The 20,015-nt window shown below is 65.2% G+C and carries 22 protein-coding genes and 1 pseudogene; 11 read left to right on the top strand and 12 right to left on the bottom strand.

What is annotated here, in order from left to right; translation table 11 throughout:
- The 4 genes from JHD07_RS07070 to JHD07_RS07055 all read right to left on the bottom strand — a co-directional run.
- Positions 1-355, bottom strand: a 355-nt coding sequence (locus JHD07_RS07070) for a histone (RefSeq protein ID WP_291620418.1), incomplete at its 3' end; no start/stop codon positions are given.
- Positions 356-439: 84 nt separating this feature from the next.
- Positions 440-1,762, bottom strand: coding sequence for a glycolate oxidase subunit GlcF (glcF, locus tag JHD07_RS07065; RefSeq protein WP_291620416.1), 1,323 nt, complete (start codon positions 1,760-1,762; stop codon positions 440-442).
- Entirely contained in the window at positions 1,759-2,997 is a 1,239-nt protein-coding gene (locus tag JHD07_RS07060; protein ID WP_291620414.1) for an FAD-binding protein, read from the bottom strand. Before JHD07_RS07060 ends, glcF begins: the two co-directional genes overlap by 4 nt.
- Positions 2,998-3,047: 50 nt before the next feature.
- Positions 3,048-4,541, bottom strand: coding sequence for an FAD-linked oxidase C-terminal domain-containing protein (locus tag JHD07_RS07055; RefSeq protein ID WP_291620412.1), 1,494 nt, complete (start codon positions 4,539-4,541; stop codon positions 3,048-3,050).
- A gap of 228 nt (positions 4,542-4,769) precedes the next feature.
- Here JHD07_RS07055 and cycA point away from each other — a divergent pair, with 228 nt between their 5' ends.
- Positions 4,770-5,165 (top strand): cytochrome c-550 CycA, encoded by a 396-nt coding sequence (gene cycA / locus JHD07_RS07050; RefSeq protein WP_291620410.1) that lies wholly within the window; start codon positions 4,770-4,772, stop codon positions 5,163-5,165.
- Between the two features lie 62 nt (positions 5,166-5,227).
- Here cycA and JHD07_RS07045 read toward each other — a convergent pair whose 3' ends face one another.
- Positions 5,228-6,184, bottom strand: coding sequence for an alpha/beta hydrolase (locus tag JHD07_RS07045; protein ID WP_291620409.1), 957 nt, complete (start codon positions 6,182-6,184; stop codon positions 5,228-5,230).
- A 327-nt stretch (positions 6,185-6,511) separates the two neighbouring features.
- Between JHD07_RS07045 and JHD07_RS07040 the strand changes: the two genes are divergently transcribed.
- Positions 6,512-6,694, top strand: coding sequence for a hypothetical protein (locus JHD07_RS07040; RefSeq protein ID WP_247549678.1), 183 nt, complete (start codon positions 6,512-6,514; stop codon positions 6,692-6,694).
- An 8-nt stretch (positions 6,695-6,702) separates the two neighbouring features.
- Here the strand turns inward: JHD07_RS07040 and JHD07_RS07035 are convergent.
- From JHD07_RS07035 to ykgO, 3 genes and pseudogenes are all read right to left on the bottom strand, one after another.
- Positions 6,703-6,964 (bottom strand): annotated as a pseudogene (locus tag JHD07_RS07035) (hypothetical protein).
- A gap of 125 nt (positions 6,965-7,089) precedes the next feature.
- A complete protein-coding gene (locus tag JHD07_RS07030) occupies positions 7,090-7,722 on the bottom strand; it encodes a tetratricopeptide repeat protein (protein ID WP_291620406.1) in 633 nt (210 codons plus the stop codon).
- 142 nt (positions 7,723-7,864) lie between these two features.
- Positions 7,865-7,990, bottom strand: a complete 126-nt coding sequence (ykgO, locus tag JHD07_RS07025; protein ID WP_006611362.1) for a type B 50S ribosomal protein L36 — start codon at positions 7,988-7,990, stop codon at positions 7,865-7,867.
- Between the two features lie 339 nt (positions 7,991-8,329).
- On the opposite strand from ykgO, the gene JHD07_RS07020 reads away from it, so the two are divergent.
- Positions 8,330-9,214 carry an amidohydrolase family protein gene (locus JHD07_RS07020; RefSeq protein WP_291620404.1) on the top strand — a complete coding sequence of 295 codons (885 nt, stop codon included), beginning with the start codon at positions 8,330-8,332 and terminating at the stop codon, positions 9,212-9,214.
- 173 nt (positions 9,215-9,387) lie between these two features.
- Here JHD07_RS07020 and JHD07_RS07015 read toward each other — a convergent pair whose 3' ends face one another.
- A complete protein-coding gene (locus tag JHD07_RS07015) occupies positions 9,388-10,122 on the bottom strand; it encodes an SDR family oxidoreductase (RefSeq protein ID WP_291620402.1) in 735 nt (244 codons plus the stop codon).
- 160 nt (positions 10,123-10,282) lie between these two features.
- Between JHD07_RS07015 and JHD07_RS07010 the strand changes: the two genes are divergently transcribed.
- From JHD07_RS07010 to JHD07_RS06995, 4 genes are all read left to right on the top strand, one after another.
- Positions 10,283-10,654: a helix-turn-helix domain-containing protein gene (locus JHD07_RS07010; RefSeq protein ID WP_291620422.1), complete on the top strand. Its 372-nt coding sequence runs from the start codon at positions 10,283-10,285 to the stop codon at positions 10,652-10,654.
- A gap of 420 nt (positions 10,655-11,074) precedes the next feature.
- Positions 11,075-11,806: a haloacid dehalogenase type II gene (locus JHD07_RS07005; protein ID WP_291620400.1), complete on the top strand. Its 732-nt coding sequence runs from the start codon at positions 11,075-11,077 to the stop codon at positions 11,804-11,806.
- A gap of 37 nt (positions 11,807-11,843) precedes the next feature.
- Positions 11,844-12,311, top strand: a complete 468-nt coding sequence (locus tag JHD07_RS07000) for a YbaK/EbsC family protein (RefSeq protein WP_291620398.1) — start codon at positions 11,844-11,846, stop codon at positions 12,309-12,311.
- Positions 12,312-12,370: 59 nt separating this feature from the next.
- Entirely contained in the window at positions 12,371-13,201 is an 831-nt protein-coding gene (locus JHD07_RS06995) for an adenylate/guanylate cyclase domain-containing protein (protein WP_291620420.1), read from the top strand.
- A gap of 81 nt (positions 13,202-13,282) precedes the next feature.
- Here the strand turns inward: JHD07_RS06995 and JHD07_RS06990 are convergent, their stop codons facing one another.
- Positions 13,283-13,639, bottom strand: a complete 357-nt coding sequence (locus tag JHD07_RS06990; protein WP_291620397.1) for a hypothetical protein — start codon at positions 13,637-13,639, stop codon at positions 13,283-13,285.
- 251 nt (positions 13,640-13,890) lie between these two features.
- On the opposite strand from JHD07_RS06990, the gene JHD07_RS06985 reads away from it, so the two are divergent.
- Both JHD07_RS06985 and JHD07_RS06980 read left to right on the top strand, forming a co-directional pair.
- Positions 13,891-16,497 (top strand): autotransporter domain-containing protein, encoded by a 2,607-nt coding sequence (locus JHD07_RS06985; protein WP_291620395.1) that lies wholly within the window; start codon positions 13,891-13,893, stop codon positions 16,495-16,497.
- Positions 16,498-16,636: 139 nt separating this feature from the next.
- Positions 16,637-16,894 (top strand): hypothetical protein, encoded by a 258-nt coding sequence (locus JHD07_RS06980; protein ID WP_291620392.1) that lies wholly within the window; start codon positions 16,637-16,639, stop codon positions 16,892-16,894.
- Positions 16,895-16,920: 26 nt separating this feature from the next.
- Here JHD07_RS06980 and JHD07_RS06975 read toward each other — a convergent pair whose 3' ends face one another.
- Positions 16,921-17,856: a LysR family transcriptional regulator gene (locus JHD07_RS06975; protein WP_291620391.1), complete on the bottom strand. Its 936-nt coding sequence runs from the start codon at positions 17,854-17,856 to the stop codon at positions 16,921-16,923.
- Positions 17,857-17,969: 113 nt separating this feature from the next.
- On the opposite strand from JHD07_RS06975, the gene JHD07_RS06970 reads away from it, so the two are divergent.
- On the top strand, positions 17,970-18,668 hold the full coding sequence (locus JHD07_RS06970; protein WP_291620389.1) for a pirin family protein: 699 nt from the start codon (positions 17,970-17,972) through the stop codon (positions 18,666-18,668).
- 129 nt (positions 18,669-18,797) lie between these two features.
- A complete protein-coding gene (wrbA, locus tag JHD07_RS06965) occupies positions 18,798-19,397 on the top strand; it encodes an NAD(P)H:quinone oxidoreductase (protein WP_291620387.1) in 600 nt (199 codons plus the stop codon).
- Between the two features lie 48 nt (positions 19,398-19,445).
- Here the strand turns inward: wrbA and JHD07_RS06960 are convergent.
- Positions 19,446-20,015 (bottom strand): GNAT family N-acetyltransferase (locus tag JHD07_RS06960; RefSeq protein WP_291620385.1); only part of this gene is annotated, 570 nt, incomplete at its 5' end.

The following is a 20,015-nucleotide window of genomic DNA, read 5'->3' as shown; positions in this document are numbered from 1 at the left end:
ACCCCTGTCCCTCCGCCTGGACCGATTCCGCAGAAGACGAAGGCATCGCCCAGCTGGTCTCGGCGGCAGGCTCCGGGGCCGGGGTCTGCGCCGGGGCTGACGGCTTCGAAGCAGTCGCTGCCTTCGCTTTCTTCGGTGCCGCCTTCTTCGCGGCCTTCTTCGGTGCAGCCTTCCTGGCCGCCGCCTTCTTTGCGGTCTTCTTCGCAGCCTTCTTCGGCGCGGCCTTCTTGGCAGATTTCTTGACGGTCTTCTTCTTCGTCGCCTTCTTGGCGGCCTTCTTCTTCGCGGTCTTCTTCGCCGCTACGGCCTTCTTGGCCTTTTTCGCCTTCTTGCTTTTCTTCTTCGCTTTCGCCATCGTGGTCCTCCTGTTGCCGCCGAACAATGGTCGATCGGGCGTCTGCAGTCGTCACCCCGGGAGGAAAGTTCAGGCTCTGCAAGCTCAAACTTGCGCGTTCAGTGCCGGCCGCGCCCCGCCCGTCGCCCAATCGAGAAGCTCAATCGTATGTACGACCGGAACTGACGTGCCACTGGCAATCTGCACCATGCAGCCGATATTGCCCGCGGCAATCATGTCCGGCTTGAGGCTCGCGATGTTGGCGACCTTGCGATCGCGCAACCGGCCCGCAAGCTCGGGCTGGAGAATGTTGTAGGTCCCCGCCGAGCCGCAACACAAATGGCTCTCGGGTACATCTTTCACCACGAATCCGTTCTTGGAAAGCAATTCTTTCGGAAGGCCCGTGATTTTCTGCCCGTGCTGCAACGAGCACGCGGAGTGATAGGCGACGACGATGTCGTCCGCTCGTGACGGCGTCGCGAGCTCGAGGCCGGCGACGTATTCGGTGATGTCCTTGGCGAGCGCCGACACCTTCGCCGCATCGGCCGCGAACGCTGCGTCCTCGCGCAGGAGATAGCCGTAGTCCTTGATCACCGTGCCGCAGCCGGAGGTGGTCACCAGGATGGCATCGAGCCCCTCGCCGGCCATTTCCTTCCGCCACGCCGCGACATTGGCGCGAGCCCGAGTCAACGCATCGTGGTCGTTGCCGAGGTGATGGGTCAGCGCGCCGCAGCACTGCTCGTCCCGGACCAGGACGACCTCGATGCCATGGCGGGTCAGAAGACTGATCGCGGCCTGGTTGATGCGCGGCGCCAGCACCTGCTGGGCGCAGCCCTGGAGCAGCGCCACCCGTCCGCGCTTCTTGCCGAGCGCCGCGAACACGCTACCGGCGGTAGGCCCGGCCGGCGGCAATTGACTCGGCGCCAGCGCCAGCATCGCCTTGAGGCGCTGGATCAGGCCGGGCGTCGCCGAAGGCCGCGGCGTCGGCAGCAAGACGCCCAGCGGACGGGCGAGCTGCGCCAGCCTCATGCTGATGCGGAAGCGTTGCGGATCCGGCAGGACGAAAGCCAGCACCCGGCGCAGCAGCCGCTCGGCCAAGGGCCGCTGATAGCGCTGCTCGATCCGGACCCGGGCCTGGTCGACGAGGTGCATGTAGTTCACGCCGGAGGGGCAGGTCGTCATGCAGGCGAGGCAGGACAGGCAGCGGTCGATGTGCTTGACCACCTCGGCCGTCGGCGCCTGGTCCTTCTCCAGCATCTCCTTGATCAGGTAGATGCGGCCGCGCGGGCTATCGAGCTCGTCGCCAAGCAGCACATAGGTCGGGCAGGTGGCGGTGCAGAAGCCGCAATGGACGCAGGCGCGCAGGATCTTGTCGGCTTCCGCGATGTCGGGGTCGGCGAGCTGGGCGAGTGAGAATTCGGTCTTCATGCGGTCGCGCCCCGGCTCAGGCGGCCGCGGTTGAGAATGGCCTTGGGATCGAAGCTGGCCCGCACCCTCTCGCTCAGCGCGGCAATGCCGGGCTCTTGCGGATGGAATACGTCGACCGCACGCCTGACATCATCGTTCGCCCGGATCAGCGTGGCATGTCCACCGACCGCAGTCGCGCGTGCGCGCACGACCGCGCCATGCGCATCGTCCTTCGGCGGCAGTGCGGCCCAGATCAATCCGCCGCCCCAATCGTAGATCAATTCGCCCCCCGTCTCGCGCGCCAGCTGGAAGCCGAGCGCCGCGCCAGAAGCCGGCGGACAGACGATCCGCCACACCGGCCAGGCGCTGAGCGCGCCGCCGGCCGCGAACGGCAGCACGTCGCGGATCGTGGCCCACAGCGCCGCGGAGGCCGCGTCCTCGACCAGAATCGCAGCTCCAAACGGCGCCAGCAACTCGCGCAACGAATTGGCGCGGTGCGCGGCGGAGGCCGTGATGCCCTCGAGCCGCAGCATCGTCAGCGCCTCGCCTTGGCCGGCCATGTCGCCGAGCCCCTCGGCCTTGGCCCGGAACTCTGATTTCGGCAGATGCGCGGCACCGGAGACGTCGAAGGGCGAACCGAGCGCCGCGGTCATGGCCTTGTTTGCGGCGGCATCATCCAACCCGCGCAGCAGCAGCGTACGCTCGGCCTCGGGCTTGGGCATCACCTTCAGCGTGACCTCCGTCATTACCGACAGCGTGCCCCAGGACCCCGCCAGCAGCTTGCAGAGGTCGTAGCCGGTGACGTTCTTCACCACCCTGCCCCCGGTCTTGAAGCCGTCGCCGAAACCGGACACGGCGTGCGCGCCGAGCAGGTGGTCCCGCGCGCCGCCGTCCCTGATCCGCCGCGGGCCGGCAAGCCCGGCCGCGATCATGCCGCCGATGGTGCCTGATACGGGCGTGCCGAGCAGGGCCGCGGTGTCCATCGGTTCGAAGGCGAATTGCTGGTTCTTGGCATCGATCAGGGACAGCACGTCGCCCAGCGGCGCGCCGGCCTGGAGGGTGATGATGAGTTCGTTCGGCTCGTAGGACGTGACGGCATTCAGCGCGGAGAGGTCGAGCACCGCATTGGTGGCCATGGCGTGGCCAATGCTGCGCTTGGAGCCATGGCCGATGATCTCGAGCGGCTGCTCATTGGCAATCGCCGCCCGCACCACTTCTTCAACGTCTTTGGCGTCTCTGACCTTGAGCGTATCCACGGGAAAAGGCGGTATCCAAATTCAGAGCGGAAAGCAATCTGGCGTTGCCGCTAGAACCGCGGCAAATCCGGGAACGCCAGCTTGCCGGCATGGACATGCATGCGGCCGAGCTCGGCGCAGCGGTGCAGGGTGGGGAACACTTTTCCGGGATTGAGCAGGCCCTGCGAATCGAAGGCGCATTTCAGCCGCTGCTGCTGGTTGAGGTCGATCTCCGAAAACATCTCCGGCATCAGGTCGCGCTTCTCGATACCGACGCCGTGCTCGCCGGTGAGCACGCCGCCGAACTCGACGCAGGCGCGCAGGATGTCGGCGCCGAAGGCCTCCGCGCGCTCGATCTCGCCGGGCTTGTTGGCATCGTAGAGGATGAGGGGGTGCAGATTGCCGTCGCCGGCGTGGAACACGTTGGCGCAGCCGAGCTGGTATTTCTCCGAGAGCTCGCGGATGCGCGCCAGCGCCTTCGGCAGCGCGCCGCGCGGAATGGTACCGTCCATGCAGAGATAGTCGGGCGAGATCCGGCCCACCGCAGGGAACGCGGCCTTGCGGCCGGCCCAGAACAGATTGCGCTCGGCCTCCGACGTCGAGATCTGGCAGGTGGTGGAGCCGCAGCCATTTGCGATTGCCTCGACGCGCGTGATCAGCTCGTCGACCTCGATCTTGGGGCCGTCGAGCTCGATGATGAGCAGCGCCTCGACATCGAGCGGATAGCCGGCGTGGACGAAGGCTTCGGCGGCGTGGATCGCGGGCTTGTCCATCATCTCCATGCCGCCCGGAATGATGCCGGCGCCGATGATGCGCGCCACGCATTCGCCGGCGGCCTCGACCTCTGCAAAGCCGACCATCAGGGCGCGCGCCGTCTCCGGCTTTTGCAGGATGCGCACCGTGATCTCGGTGATGACGCCGAGCAGGCCTTCGGAACCGGTGATGACGCCCATCAGGTCATAACCGGAATTCTCCGTCGATTTGCCGCCGATGCGCAGGATCTCGCCGCTCATCAGCACGATCTCGCACCCGAGCACGTTGTTGGTGGTCATGCCGTATTTCAGGCAATGCACCCCGCCAGAGTTCTCCGCGACATTGCCGCCGATCGAGCAGGCGATCTGCGAGGACGGATCGGGCGCGTAGTAGAAGCCGGCATGCGCGACGGCCTGGCTGATCGCCAGATTGGTGACACCGGGCTCGGTGACGACGACGCGGTTGTCGAAATCGATCTCGCGGATGCGCTTGAACTTGCCGAGGCCGAGCAGCACGCCGTCCTCGAGCGGCAGCGCGCCACCGGACAGCGATGTGCCGGAACCGCGCGGCACCACCTTGATGCCGTGCGCGGCACAATATTTCAGGACGAGCGAGACCTGCTCGGTCGTATCGGGCAGCACCACGACCATCGGCGGCTGCCGATAGGCGGTGAGCCCGTCGGATTCATAGGCCCGCATCTCGGCAGGCGTGTCGATCACGCCCTCGCCAGGCACGATGGCCCGCAAAGCGGCGACGATTTCGCTGCGACGCGCCAGCACGGCCTGATCGCTTGCGGGCATCATGATGGCCATTTTAAGAACCTTCGTCCGACGGATGGAATTGTCTCGCCAAATCAATCATGTCTTGCCGTCTTTGGGTAGGTCCTCCGAAGGTCGCATTGCTTTGTTGCAGCGCAAGTTCTCTCTGGGACAAGTCTGTTATCTGGAAACCTGTCAAAGCTTCGCGGCTTGTCCACTTGCATCGGACCTGACAAAACCACGACCCTCCATCTGACCCGGGAAGAGACGAAGAGCACACTTATGACAAAACTGACTTTCGGCGCACTGACGATCCTCACCGCAATTGCCACCGCACCCGCCGCGATGGCGCAGGATGTCGCGGCCGGCAAGACATCGTTCAACAAGTGCCTGGCCTGCCACGCGATCGGCGAAGGCGCCAAGAACAAGGTCGGCCCCGAGCTCAACGGCCTCAACGGCCGCAAATCGGGCACTGCCGAGGGCTACAATTACACGGACGCGAACAAGAATTCCGGCATCACCTGGGACGAGGCGACCTTCAAGGAATACATCAAGGACCCCAAGGCCAAGATCCCCGGCACCAAAATGGCGTTCGCCGGCATCAAGAACGAGACCGAGATCAACAATCTCTGGGCGTTCATCGCGCAATACGACAAGGACGGGAAGGTCAAGCAGTAAGCGCGCAACAGGCGGCCGCTCGAGCTCCGCGCGAACCGGTCTCCGCTTCGCTCGAAAGCGCGCTAATCGGCGGCCGCCTGCGCCGGAACGATTTTGCCGATCATCGTCTCGATCTCCGCCTTCACGAGATCTGGCACGGCGTTCTGCACCATGTGGCCGAGATCCGGCAGCACGATCAGCTTTGCATTCGGCACGGTCGCGGCAAACGGGCGCGCGTGAATGCTGGTTTTCACCGTCTTGTCGGGCTCGCCGGCAATCACCGTCACCGGCGCCTCGATCTCGCCATAGCGCGCGACTTGCGCCGCCACGGCCTCTTTCAACGTCACCAGATCATAGGCGTTCGCGATGAACTCGCGCGGGCGAAGCAAGAGCGGCGTTGCGGAGTCCTGCACGAAGCCGTCCGGCATCGTTTGCGGCAGGAACACGTTTCGCGCCCCGGCCTCCGTGACGAAATAGCCGAGCGGCAACGTGATGGTGTAGGCGAGCAGCGGACCGATCACCGGGGTGGCGATGATCTCGTTGTAGCGGCCGACGCCGCCGCGCCAGGGATGCGTGACAGGCGCGAGCATGACGAGGCCGGCCACGCGGTGCGGGTGATCGAGCGCGATCCGCGCTCCGAGGGCGCCGCTCCAGGAATGCACCACGAAGACGGCGCGATCGATGCCGAGATTCGCAAGCGCCGCGTCGATCATCCGCGCCTGGATCTGCGGCGTCGAATCCTGGCGGCTCGCGCGCGTGCTCCAGCCGTGGCCAGGACGATCGACCAGAATCACACGGTGGTCCCTGGCGAGGAGATCGCCGAGCGGCCGGCGCATCGCTTCGAGATTGGAACTGGCGCCGTGCAGCATCACGATCGGAACAGCGGACTCGTGCGGGCCGATGTCGACGACATGCAGCCGCGCGCCGTCGACCTCGATCATGCGGCCCTGCGGTGGATAGGCGCGTTGCACGGCAACGATTCCCGCCTGCGTGACCAGCGCCAGCAGAACCAGCACCGTCACGACTGACATCACGATCATGGAGAGAGTCCGGGTGATCCTGGGCACTGGGAAGTTACGGGTTTGATGGCGCGGCAGTTTCGCCGCCGGTCTCCCACGCTTCCACCGGAAATGCAGGGGCTGTGGATATGTGCATAATTGCAGCAGGAAAAACTCAATGGAATCAAAGCCGGTCGGAGAGGCACGCGAGGGCCGGAACGGCTTCATGCGTTCGTCATCGCGGCTTCCATATAATCGCCATGGTCGGTTCCGCCATCTAGGCACGGGTGGGCGCCGATCCTCCTCGCAACTTCAAGGGGATGCGGGAAAGACCGGCAGGATTGTCCTGGTTTGAACCGGAGATTTTCGATGAGCTTCAGATCGAACGACACTGCGATCGACGAAATCGTCGCGAGCTGCAACGGCGACTTGCGCGGCGCCGTGCGCGCGCTTCTCCTGATCAACGAGCATCTGGAGACCGAGCTGGCAAAGGCTTACGCCGCAGCCGCCGACCACGGCCTCGTCGAGCGCGGCGGCAGCGTCCTGCACTAACGTACTGGCTAGTTCGTTCCGTCCTCGTCTTTTTCCTCCTCCGGTGTGAGCGGGGGACAGACGCGGATCGTCGAACGGGCAAGCTTGGCATCGGCCATGGACTTGTAGGGACCGTCGCCGAAAAAGATGTCGCCGATGATGACCGGATTGCGGGTCACGATTGTGCATTTCCCGGTGGCGCGGTTGCCGATCACCCAGAACAGTCCCTCGGCGAAGCTCACCGTCCCCCGACGCGAGCAGCAGCGCGGCTGCAAAGATCAAACGCTTCATGGCTTTTGCTCCTGCCGAGCAGGTAAGCCTGCCGCGGGCTCGCCAATAGTCCGCGCGATGCCGCCGTTCCGATCGTGGTTAATCCGCGACGTCCTTGATCGCTCGGGAAAACATCAACTTGTCCGCTAGATGTCGCGCCCTTCGACCTTCTCGGTCAGCGCCTTGACCTGGTCGGGGATCTTTTCCAGGTGCGGGTTGACGGCGAGCGCCTTGCGATAGGCGTCGAGCGCGCGTTTCTCGTCGCCGACCTCCTGCATGATCATGCCGAGGCCGGCGAGCGCGCCGAAATGGCGCGGCTCCCGCATCAGCACCTGCTGGATGTCCGACAGGGAGCGGCCGTAGTCGTTCTGCATGTAATAGAGCGTGGCGCGCCGGTTCCAGGCTTCGATGTAATCGGGCCTGAGCTTGATGACGGAATCCAAGAGCTTGATCGCGACGTCGATCTTCTTGGCATCGACGGCGGACTTGGCGCGCGACATCAGAAGCCCGGCGGTGTCGCTCGGCGTCTGCAGCCAGATCGCCCAGATCCGCGCCTCGACATGCTTGGCGCTGGCCTCGTCGGGCGCGGCCTTCAGCGCGCCGAACAGGAAATCGAGGTTCTTGCCGCGGTCGACCTTCGGCAGCTTGGCCGGCGCCTCCGGGAGCTTCTTCTGCTTGCCGGGCGGCTCGACCTGCTGCGCCGAGGCCGGAGCCAAGCCGACGGTTCCCAGAAGAAGGGCCAGACACAGGGTGCGCGCGAAAGGGAATCTGACTGCCATGGTGAAAGTCTAAACGCGTAAAGCCGCCCTTGCAAAGCAAAGGCGGCGTCAAACTCGTGTGAGCGGTGGTCTTGCGCGGGCGCGGGCGACCGCGAGGGCGAGATCGCCCCGAGATCAGCCTTGGGAGATCAGCCTTGGGAGATCAGCCTTGGCGCGCCTTGAAGCGGCGCTGCACCTTGTTGATCACATAGACCCGGCCCTTGCGGCGGACCAGGCGGTTGGCGCGATGGCGACCGCGCAGCGATTTCAGCGAGTTACGGACCTTCATGGCAGAATCCTGAACGTTCGAAAGGCCGTGTTCGGCACTACCGTTTCGGCACGCGCGAATGTGGCAAAATGAGATCTTTCCCGCCGGCGGACCGACCGCCCGGGATGGGGCGGTTCTTAGGGCATCGCGGGAGGGGCTGTCAATGTTAACCGCCCCGCGGCCCCGCAAAACCGTGAAAACAACCCCATGCACAGTAGAAGCGGCCGGATCGGCCCGATTGGGCCGATCCGAGGTCGAGCGGGCCAAGGACTTTTGCCGACTGCGCTATCGCCGCCACCAGCGCCTTGCCAAATTCGTTATATCCTATAATCAATTCGGTAACACGTCGGGAGGACACCCATGCCGAAGCTCAAGCTGCCTGATATCGACAAAGTCGTCGCCATCGACATCCACACCCATGCCGAGGAGCCCTGCGGCACCCATCCCGACGACGGCTATGACGATTTCCAGGCGCAGATGGCGGAGTATTTCAAGTCGCCGCACAAGCATCCGCCGACGGTGCCGGAGACCGCAGCCTACTATCGCTCCAAGAACATCGCCGCGGTGATCTTCCCCGTCGATGCCGAGCGCGAGACCGGCTTCCGTCGCTACAAGAACGAGGAGATGCTGGAGATCGCCTCCGAGCATCTCGACGTGCTCATCCCCTTCGTCTCGATCGACCCGCACAAGGGCAAGCTGGGGGCCCGCGAGGCGCGCAGGCTGATCGAGGAATACGGCGTGCGCGGCTTCAAATTCCACCCGACCATGCAGGGCTTCTACGCCAACGACCGCATGGCCTACCCGCTCTATGAAGAGATCAACAATGGCGGCGCGATCGCGCTGTTCCACACCGGCCAGACCGGCGTCGGCTCGGGCATGCCCGGCGGCATGGGCATGCGGCTGAAATATTCGAACCCGATGTACATGGACGACGTCGCGGCCGATTTCCCCGACCTCAAGATCATCCTCGCCCATCCCTCCTTCCCCTGGCAGGAAGAGGCGCTGTCGGTCGCGACCCACAAGCCGAACGTCTATATCGACCTCTCCGGCTGGTCGCCGAAATATTTCCCGCCGATCCTGGTGCGCTACATCAACTCGATTCTGCAGGACAAGATGCTGTTCGGCTCGGACTGGCCAGTGATCACGCCTGATCGCTGGCTGTCGGATTTCGCCAAGATCGAGATTCGCGACGAGATCAGGCCGAAGGTGCTGAAGGCGAACGCACGGAAGCTGCTGGGGATCTGATAACGTGTGATGAGATCAGGTGATCACTACAACGTAGGCGCACTCCCTCTCCCGCTTGCGGGAGAGGGTTGGGGAGAGGGTGTCTCCGCGATGGGACAATCACCGAGAGGAGAAAGCCCTCACCCGGCGCTACGCGCCGACCTCTCCCGCAAGCGGGAGAGGTGAACGAGGCCTCAGACCTGCGCGAGGCCGCCGTCGACGAAGACCTCGCCGCCGGTCATGTAGCTGCTGTCCGAGGACGCCAGAAATGCAACCACCGCCCCCGTCTCGCTGGGATCACCGACGCGCCCGATGGGCGTCGAGCTACCGAGTGCATCGAAGGCTTCCGCGCCCACGACCTCCAGCGCCAGTTCCGTCTTGGTCGGCCCGGGCGAGAGCACGTTGACGCGGATGCCGGTGCCGCGCAGGTCCAGCGCCCAGCTGCGCGCCAGATTGCGGATCGCGGCCTTGGTCGCGCTGTAGATGCTGAATTGCGGCGTGCCCATCACGCCCGTGCTCGAGCCGGTCAGGATGATCGACGACCCCTTCGTCATCAGCGGCAGGGCTTTCTGGACCGTGAACACCAGCCCCTTCACGTTGACGTCGAAGATATGATCGTAGTGCTCGACCGTGATCTCGCCGAGCGGTGCAAACAACCCGGTGCCGGCATTGGCGAACAGAATGTCGAGCCCGCCCCGTTCGGCCTTCACCCGCTCATAGAGACGGTCGAGGTCGGCCAGATCCGTCACCGAGCCCCTGACGGCGCGGGCCGAGGCCCCCAGCTTCGCCACGGCGGCGTCGAGCTGCTCCTGCCGCCGCCCGAAGACGTAGACGAAAGCGCCTTCGTCCACGAAGCGTTTCGCAGCCCCGAACCCGATGCCGGTGCCGCCGCCCGTCACCACTGCGGTCTTGCCTTGTAGTCTGCTCATGATGTGCTCCTTCATTGAGGTTGCACTGAGCTGGCGGCCTACCCACCTATCGACAAGTATGCACCTTTTGGTAAGTGGCTAAAAAATGTCGACCGATCGTTCAGACCTCATCTCCCCGCCGGCGCAAGCTCAAGCAGACGTCCAACGCTGCACGCCGAATCTGCCCGGCTTCACATGCGGCCTGGATGCGACTTTGCGGGTCGTCTCGGGCAAGTGGAAGCCGCTGATCCTCTACTTCGTCGCCCAGGACGGACCCACCCGTTACGGCGAGCTCCGCCGCGCCATCCGCGACGTCAGCGACAAGGTGCTGATCCAGCAGCTTAGGGAGCTGGAGGCCGATGGTCTGGTTAAGCGGACCGACTACAAGGAGGTGCCTCCGCGGGTAGACTACAGCCTGACGCCGCTGGGCCACAGCCTGGCGCAGGCGCTGGTGCCGCTTTGCACATGGGGCACCGAGCACATGGCGGAGGTCAGCCGGGTGTTCGCCGAGCGGGCGACGTGGACCCGGCGAGAACGCCAGCCGACCGTTTAGCTCGCGCGGTGCTTGGTACGAGGTCTGCTACGTTCCGTCAGCAGCGCCGGTGAAGCGCAAGGAGATCAGATCTGAATGCTGCAACGTAAGTGCCTCTCCCTCTCCCGATGTTTCCGCAGGAGAAAGCCCTCGCCCTGCGCCGGAGCCTGTCATCAGGCGCGCGTTCGGCGCGGCCCGGTGGGCGCGATCTCTCCCCCGCAAGCGCAGGCAATCGCATATGGTGCTTTGCGCGAGCTGAGCGCGCGCCTCGTCCTTCGAGACGCCCGCCTGCGGCGGGGCCCTCAGGATGAGGCTAAGAAGCATTGGTGCGTATTGAGATTCGCATTTTTCCAGATCATGCGGCAGGCAGACATCCGTTGACGACCATGCGCGCTCCCCAAGGGGAGCTCTTGTCACCACAACGGCCCCGGAGGACAGAAAATGCCCATCAATGCCGTCGTCTTCGACGCCTATGGCACGCTCTACGACATTCAGTCGGTCGCGGAGGTCACGGAGGATGCGTTTCCGGGCTATGGCGAGATCATCACGCAGGTCTGGCGCATCAAGCAGCTCGAATACACCTGGTTGCGCTCGCTGATGGGACGCTACCAGGATTTTGCGGCCGTGACCCGCGACTCGCTCACTTATACGCTGCGCATGCTCGGATTGGCCTATGACAGCGAAGCGTTCGAGCGCGTGATCCAGAAATATCTGCACCTCGATCCCTATCCCGACGCGGCGGCCGCGCTTGCGGCGCTGAAGCCGCGCAAGCTCGCGATCCTGTCCAATGGCAGCCCGGACATGCTGAATGCGCTGGTGCGCAATTCCGGCCTCGACCGTTTGCTCGATGCGACCATCAGCGTGGACGCCAAGAAAATCTTCAAGCCGAGCCCGGCGGCCTATGAGCTGATCGGCGAAGAGCTGGGCACTGCCTCCGAAGAGGTGCTGTTCGTCTCCTCAAATCCGTGGGACGTGGCTGGGGCAAAGTCGTTCGGGCTGAATGTCGCCTGGATCGAGCGGGTGACGCCGGAAGCGATGGCGCTGGCTTGCGTCGAGACCGAACTCGTGGCACCGCTCACCATGTTCAAGGCGATCCGCACCCAGATGGACGAGCTTGGCTTCGCGCCGGACCACCGCGTCCGCGCGCTCTCCGAGCTGCCGAGAATCGCGTAGCGGTCGCCGCCCGCAAAATTGGAATGAGCTGCCCGGAATGAGCCTGGAATCCGTTCGCGCCTTCTTCGCCGAGAATGCCCCCGACATCTCCGTCATGGAATCCCCGATCAGCTCGGCCACGGTGCCGCTGGCCGCCGAAGCCTATGGCGTCGAGCCCGGCCGTATCGCCAAGACGCTGAGCTTGCGCATCGGCGAGCGCGTGATCCTGATCGTCGCGGCCGGCACCTCGCGGATGGACAACAAGAAGGTCAAGGCGCAGTTCGGCGGCAAGCCGAAGATGCTGGGGCTGGAAGAGGTCGCCGAGATCACGGGACACGAGGTCGGCGGCGTCTGCCCGTTCGGGCTGAAATCGCCGCTACCGGTCTATTGCGACATCTCGCTGAAGGCCTTCGACGTGGTGGTGCCTGCCGCGGGCTCGACACACAGCGCGGTGCGCATCACCCCCGACCGCATGGCAGAGCTGACCGCCGCCGAATGGGTCGATGTCTGCGAGGTCAGGCCGTAAGCCGGCACCGGCGACGATGCCTGATGCATTTGCCGGTCAGGGAGGCTAGCATGGCGGCGATGACCGACGACAAGGTAAAGCGACGACTGACCACCGTGCTGTGCGCCGACGTGTACGGCTATTCGCGCCTCATGGAGGCGGACGAGACGGGCACGTTGGAGACGCTCCGCCGCTACCGCGCGGCCATCGCGCGACTGGTCGAGCGTCATGACGGCCGCATCGTCAACACCTGGGGCGATGCCGTGATCGCCGAGTTCGCCAGCGTCGTCGAAGCCGTGCAATGCGCGGTCGAGATCCAGCAGGAGATTTCCAGTCAGGCCTCGAGCGCGCCCCAGGCGAGCCCGATGCAGTTTCGCATCGGCATCAACCTCGGCGACGTCATGGTGGACGGCACCGACATCTACGGCGACGGGGTCAATATCGCTTCGCGCCTGCAAGAGCTCGCCGAGCCCGGCGGCGTCGTGATCTCGAGCTCGGTCTACGATCAGGTGCACAACAAATTATCCGTCGGGTTCGACTGCCTCGGCCAGCGCCCGATGAAGAACATCGCCCCCCTGACCAGCTATCGGTTGACCCTGGGTGGCCGAACCGCCGGGCCAGCGTCGCTCCCGATCGAGGAGCGGGCAGCCTCCTCAGAGACAGCGCGGGCCCCGCACTGGAACGACAGGCGCGCTCCGGCGTCGGCGACGAATATCGTTTCGGATTGGCTCACAAGGCTGCCCCGCCCGGTTGCCGCGGCGCTCACGGTGTCGGCCTTCCTGATCCTGATCAACCTGTTCACCAGCAACAGGATCTGGTTTCATTGGCCGGTTGCAGCCATTCTGTTCGGCGTGGTTTTGCGGATGGCGCTTGGGCCGCGGCCTGAATCGGGCGGCAGGACGGATCGCTGACCGAGACGGCGCGACCGCATCGTTACGGAACCAGTCTCCACGTCTTAGTTGGCACTTTTCCCGGCTCGCGCTCGTCAGCGCCTAATCCTCGTCATCGTCATAGGGGCGTGGCTGCGCTGGCGGAGGCGGCGGCAAAGCATTGTTGTAACGCGGCGACGGAGCAGCGCGATTGCGTGGAACCTGTTGCTGCGGCGGCATCTGGTTGTTGGACTGGAATACCGCGCGGCAAGCGCTGGAGAGCTGCGGCGTATTCTGCTGCAAGCAGGCCGTGATGCGGCTGACGTCGGGGATCTGGTCGCTGCAGAGACGCCAGACGTCCGGGGTACAGGCCATCTGCTGCTCCATGGTCCCCCGATATTCCTCCGCGAATGCTGCGCCCGGCGCGACGATGCCGCCGATCGCGAGCACGACACCCAGCGCAATCCGCTCTGTTCGCATGTCCCGATCCTTCCCGATTCCCATCGATGTTCATCAATCAATGAGGCGGAAGCCGGTTCTGGACCAACAACAAAACGTGAAAACGAGCCAGGAACCATGGCAGCTCTCGCTGACGCTTTTGTCCGTGGCGCCCCGGCAACATGGCCGAAGCAAACCCGCGTGCTGCGCCTTTGGCCATAGGGCGTTTCGCCTGACGCCAAGAAGCGCGGCGACCTTCCCGCTAGCAATTGTGCTGGAATGAGGAATCGTCGATGCTGAATGCAGTACCAGCCCGTGCGCCAAACGGCACAACGGCCGCCATCCTACGTCGCAAGCTGCTGGTCACCACCGCGCTGGCGCCCCTCGTGCTGGCCTTGCCGGTCCTGACGACCGGCCCGGCGTTCGCGGCCTGCACCGTGGCCGGCACCGGCACGATCGGCGCACTCAATCCGGGCGACGTCGCGACCTGCACCGGCCTCGGCAACACCGACACGATCGCATCGAACGGGAGCAACAACGTCGAAGTCAGAATCGGCGACGGGACGTCCGGCTCGCTCGTTCCGATCGGCAATGTTCCCGCTATTGTCTATCTCGCCACCTCGAACTCGCGCCTGATTCTGAACAGTCAAGCCTCGGTTTCCGCCTATGGCGGGATCGTGCTGGCCGGCAATGCAAACAACAATCAGATCACGATTGCCGCGGGCGCAACGGCGAACGCAACGGGCAACTTCGAGTCCGCGATCATCATCGACGGCTCTCACGGCAACGTGGTCGATATCCGAGGATCGGTCACGGCGGCATCGACAACGACCGGGCTGCGATTGAGTGGCAACTCGAGCTCGAATGTCATCAACATCTATCAGGGCGGTACGATCGTCAGCACCGGCGAAGCCGTCCAGTTCATCGCAGGCGCGAACAATACGCTCGTGAATAGAGGCTCGATCTCATCCGGCGGCTTTGGGTTCTACGGCAGTGCCTATAACGACACCGTCGTCACGTCAGGCTCGATCTCGGGTCCTTCCGGCGCCGTCGTTCTGTCGGATGGCAACGACGTGCTGACGCTGGAGGCCGGGTGGAGCATGCTGGGAGCGGTACTTGGCGGCAACGACGTCGACACGCTCAAGTTCGGCGGCACCTCCAGCGCAACGTTCGACCTCGGAACGCTCGGCGCCGGCCTGCAATACGACGAGTTCGAGCAGTTGGCCAAGACCGGCTCCTCGGTCTGGACGCTGACAGGCACCACGGCCTTCAACGGCGCGACGACGGTGGATGCGGGCGGCCTGATCGTGAACGGCACACTGCCCTCGGTGGTCACCATCAATGGCGGCTATCTCGGCGGCACCGGCACGGTCGGCGGCATCGCCGTCAACAATGGCGGCATGGTCGCACCCGGCAATTCGATCGGGACGCTCAACGTCAATGGCAACGTCGTCTTCAACGCCGGCTCGACCTTCCAGGTCGAGATCAATCCCGCCGGCCAGTCCGACAGGATCGCGGCGACGGGGACCGCCACGCTCAACGGCGGCACGGTGCAGATCGTGCCGCTTGGCGCGGGCTTCATCGCCAACACGCAATACACCATCCTCACGGCGGCGGGCGGCGTCAGCGGCACGTTCGCAGCGCTCACGAGCTCGGGCACCCCGCTGGTCGCGGGGCAGCTCAGCTATGACGCCAACAACGTCTACTTCCTGCTGCAGCAGATCGGAGGCTTCGGAACGCTGTCGGGCCTGACGCCGAACCAAACCGCAGTGGCCGGCGCCCTCGACCAGGCGCAGTTCGGCGGCGCATCGGGAGCGCTGACCACCGCGATCAACACACTGGCCGCGCTCAACACGTCCGGCATCAAGGCCGGCCTCGACGATCTGGCCGGCCAGATCCACGCCGATGGGCGCCGCCTCGTCGCGGACCAGGCCGACATGTTCCAGGGCTTCATGTGGAATGCCGGGACGCAGTCGCGCGGCGAGAGCGTGCGGATGTCGGCGTCCGCCTATGCGCCGGAGCCGGCCGACCCGATCGGCAAGGCGCTGAAGGCGCGGCGGGCGGCGCCGGCGCAGAGCGTCTGGTTCGGCGGCTACGGCAATTGGGACAAGGTGGCGGCGAGCGACATCGCTTTCGGAACCAATGCAACCATCGCCGGCGCCGCACTCGGCGCCGATCTCTGGCACATGAACGGCTTCACCGCAGGCCTTGCGGTCGGCGCATCGACCGGCCAGCTGCGCATGGCGGGCCGCGCCGACCGCATCGACGCTAATGCCGGGCACGCCGGCGTCTACGCGCGCGGGGAAGCCGGCGGCTTCAACCTGGCATCGGCCATCAGCTATTCCTTTGCGGCGCTCGACTCCTCGCGCACGATCGCGTTCCTCGGCGAGACGGCAACGGCCTCCTCGCGCGCAAACACCTTTGCCGCTTCGCTCGGCATCGCACGGCCGTTCCAGACGGGATGGGGCCTCGTCGCCGAGCCCTTCGCGAAGGCCGACTGGTACACGACGCGGCAGGGCGGTCTTGCGGAGGCCGGTGCGCCCGGCGTGAATCAGCTGGTGCGGGGCGGCAGCTTCGACCTCGGCTATGGCACGGCCGGCCTGCGGGCGAGCCAGCGCATGATGACGCCGAACGGCCACGCAGCACAGTTCGGCGCGAGCCTCGCCGTCCGTCACGAGTTCACCGGCAGCGCCGCGACCACCACGGCGGCGCTGGAAGGCGCGCCTGGCATTGCGTTCACGATCACCGGCGTCGAGCGCGCGCGCACGGTGGCGCTCGCCGGCGCCGAGATCCGGTGGGATCTGACGAGCGCGACGTCGTTCAGGGCGTCCTATGAGGGCGCGTTCGCGCGGGGATACGACCGTCACACGCTGCGCGGCCTGGTTCGCAGCGAATTCTGAATCGCGCCACCCTCCGCCCTGCGATCTTCTTCCGCAGATCGGCCGGCGGCAAGGGACGACGTTTACTCAGGATTAACCATGTTCGGCCGGGGCAGGAACGCCTGCCCGGCGGTGGCCGTTGCTGTCCCAGGAGTAAGCCATGGGACAACTCGCAACGATCGACATCGCCTTGGACGAGATGCTGGTCAATCTCGCAGCCATCGTGCTGCGGCTTGCCGAGCCCGAACTGGTGCGAACGCCGGAAGCCCGGCGCGCACTGGCGCGATCCGTCCGTCAGTATGCGGTATGCGCGGCGCGCTCGAGCGACCCTCGGGTCCACGCGTTGCAAGGGCAACTGGAAGAGACGCTGAAGCCGAGCCTACGCATCGTCGCGATCGACGGCGAGAAGGTGTCGTAGCAAGCTCCGTCGTTGCGCACGCTCTCCTACAACTTGCCGGTTTTCCCCCGCGTCCGCCGCTTGCAGGTGCCCGGCAGCTTGGCCGCGAGAAAATCGCCGAGCGCTTCGACGCGCGCGGGGCGCGGGCCGCCGGGTGGGGTGACGAGGTGCACGGCGCCTTCGGCCTGCTTCCAGTCCTTCAGGATGACTTCGACCTCGCCGGAGGAAATGGCCTCGCCGACGATGAACTCGGGCAACTCGGCGATGCCGAGGCCGGCGATCAGCGCCGGTATCACCGCCTCGCCATTGTTGACGCGAAGCTGGCCGCCCGGACGCACGCTGGCCTGCTCACCGGCCGAATTGGTGTAGTGCCAGACATTTGGCGTGGAGAGATAGGCGTAGCTGAAACATTTGTGCTCGGCGAGATGCATCGGATGCGTCGGCCGGCCATGACGCTTCAGATAGGACGGCGCGGCGACCGTGTAGCGCGGCATGGTGAAGAGCCGCCGCGCGATCAGCGATGAGTCCGGCAGCCGCGCGATCCGCACCGCCATGTCGAACCCCTCGCCGATCAGGTCGACGGTCGCATCGCTCAGATGCAGATCGACCGAGACCTCCGGGTAGCTCTCGAAAAACTCCGGCAGTAGCGGCGCGACGGCCTTGATGCCGAACGACATGGGTACGGCGAGCCGCACCAGGCCGCGCGGCGCGACCGATTGGGCGAGCGCCTCGTTCTCGGCGGCCTCGCCGTCGGCCAGCAGGCGTGTTGCGCGTTCGGCCAGCTTGTGGCCGGCGTCGGTCAGCGCGAGACGGCGCGAGGTGCGGTTGAACAGGCGTGCGCCGAGCCGTTCCTCCAGCCGCGTCACAGCCTTCGACACCGTCGCCTTGGACATTGCGAGCTCGCTCGCGGCCCCCGCAAAGGAGCGCAATTCCACGACCTTTGCGAAGATCGCGAGCGCCTCGAAATCGGGAAGTTTTGCCATGGAGCGTCCAAACTGGATGTTTTTAGAAACAATGTGTTTCAACAGTTTCTATTTCTATACCACGAGCGGGAGCTTATCCAAGGGCCAGTCGCAATCGAACCGGACCAACGCAGATGATCGAACTCAGACCTTTCGCAAAGCTCGGCGGGGCCGACCACGGCTGGCTCAAGGCCAAGCATCACTTCTCGTTCGCGAGCCATTATGACCCGAACAACATGGGTCACGGCGCCTTGCGGGTGTGGAACGACGACGAGATCGCGCCGAATACCGGCTTTCCTGCCCATCCCCACGCCAACATGGAAATCATTACCTATGTGCGCGAGGGTGCGATCACTCACCGGGACAGTCTCGGCAATGAGGGGCGGACCGAGGCCGGCGACGTGCAGGTGATGAGCGCCGGCAGCGGCATCCGCCACTCCGAATACAACCTCGAGCCGACAAGGACGCGGATCTTCCAGATCTGGATCGAGCCGGCCGAGCGCGGCGGACAACCGACCTGGGGTTCGAAGCCGTTCCCGAAAGCGGACCGCTCCGGCAAGCTCGTCACCATCGCCAGCGGCTTCAGGGACGATGCGGACGCGCTGCCGATCCGCGCCGATGCGCGGGTGCTCGCCACCACGCTGAAAGCGGGTGAAAGCGCGGAGTACGCGCCGCAGACGTCGCGGCACCTTTACCTCGTGCCCGCGGCCGGCTCCGTCGAGATCAACGGCGTTCGCGTCAATGCCCGCGACGGCGCCGCGATCCGCGACGAGGAACGGCTGAAGATCACGGCGCTGGAAGATACCGAGCTCGTGCTCGTCGACGCGGCGTGACGAAGATTGCCGTCATTCCGGGACGGCGCGAAGCGCCGGACCCGGAATCTCGAGGTTCCGGGTTCGATGCTTCGCATCGCCCCGGAACGACGGAGTGAAACCGAACACCATCCCCCAACGGAGACCACCATGACCAAAGTTCTCGTCCTCTATTACTCCGCCTACGGCCATATCGAAGCGATGGCAAACGCCGTCGCCGAAGGTGCGCGCGAGGCCGGCGCGACCGTCGACATCAAGCGCGTACCCGAGCTGGTGCCGGCCGAGGTCGCGAAGGCCTCCTACTACAAGCTCGACCAGGCAGCTCCCATCGCCAAGATCGAAGACCTCGCCAATTACGATGCGATCATCGTCGGCACCGGCACCCGGTTCGGCCGCATGGCCTCGCAGATGGCGAACTTCCTCGACCAGGCGGGCGGGCTCTGGGCCAAGGGCGCATTGCACGGCAAGGTCGGCGGCGCCTTCACCGCGACCGCGACCCAACACGGCGGCCAGGAGACCACGCTGTTCTCCATCATCACCAACCTCCTGCATTTCGGCATGGTGGTGGTCGGCATGAACTATGGCTTTGCCGGCCAGATGAAGCTCGACGAGGTCACCGGCGGCGCACCCTACGGCGCCACCACGATCACCGGCGGCGACGGCAGCCGCCAGCCGAGCGCCAACGAGCTCGCCGGCGCGCGCTATCAGGGCCGCCAGATCGCGGAGACCGCCAAGAAGCTGCATGGCTGATGCGTACGGCTTGACGCGACCGCGGCATTTCCGTTCGGGAATGCCGCTTCAGCGCGTCTTGCCCATGGCACGCGCGGCCAGGGCGGCAAGTTTCGGATGGCGGCGCAAGCTTGGCGCGGCATGATCGCGCCAAGCGAAGGGCAGACCGCGCCACGACAACGCCACGCTGACATCGGTCAGCGGCACCCTCTCGGCGCCGAAACGGCGCTTGTAGTCCAGATTGCCGACGCTGAGGTCGAAACGGCGCACGCCTTGCGCATGCAGAGCTGCCATGGTGCGCTCGACGACGAGAAGCCCGGGCGAACAGCTCGACCATGAATCGCCGGCGTGGCTGATGCGCAGCAGGTAATAGGTGGCGCCCTGCCTGACGCCGAACGAGGTGGCGATCACGCCCTCGTCGCAGACCAGCGCCGAGACGACGGCATAGCCTTCCGCAAGGCCCCGGCGCGCCACCTCGCGATAGAACCGCGCATGGGTCTCGTCGTTGAGGACGAAGCGCGAGCCGAGCTTCTGCATGCGCGCCTGCTGCTGTCTGTCCGTCACGTCAAGCAATTCATGCGCGCGTGCGACATCCTCGACGAGTTCGAATCGCGCGCCGGCATGACGGCTGAAGACCCG

Origin of the sequence: Bradyrhizobium sp. (assembly GCF_016462955.1) — a bacterium.
Classification (GTDB): Bacteria; Pseudomonadota; Alphaproteobacteria; order Rhizobiales; family Xanthobacteraceae; genus Bradyrhizobium.
This window is presented reverse-complemented; position numbering and strand designations above follow the sequence as displayed.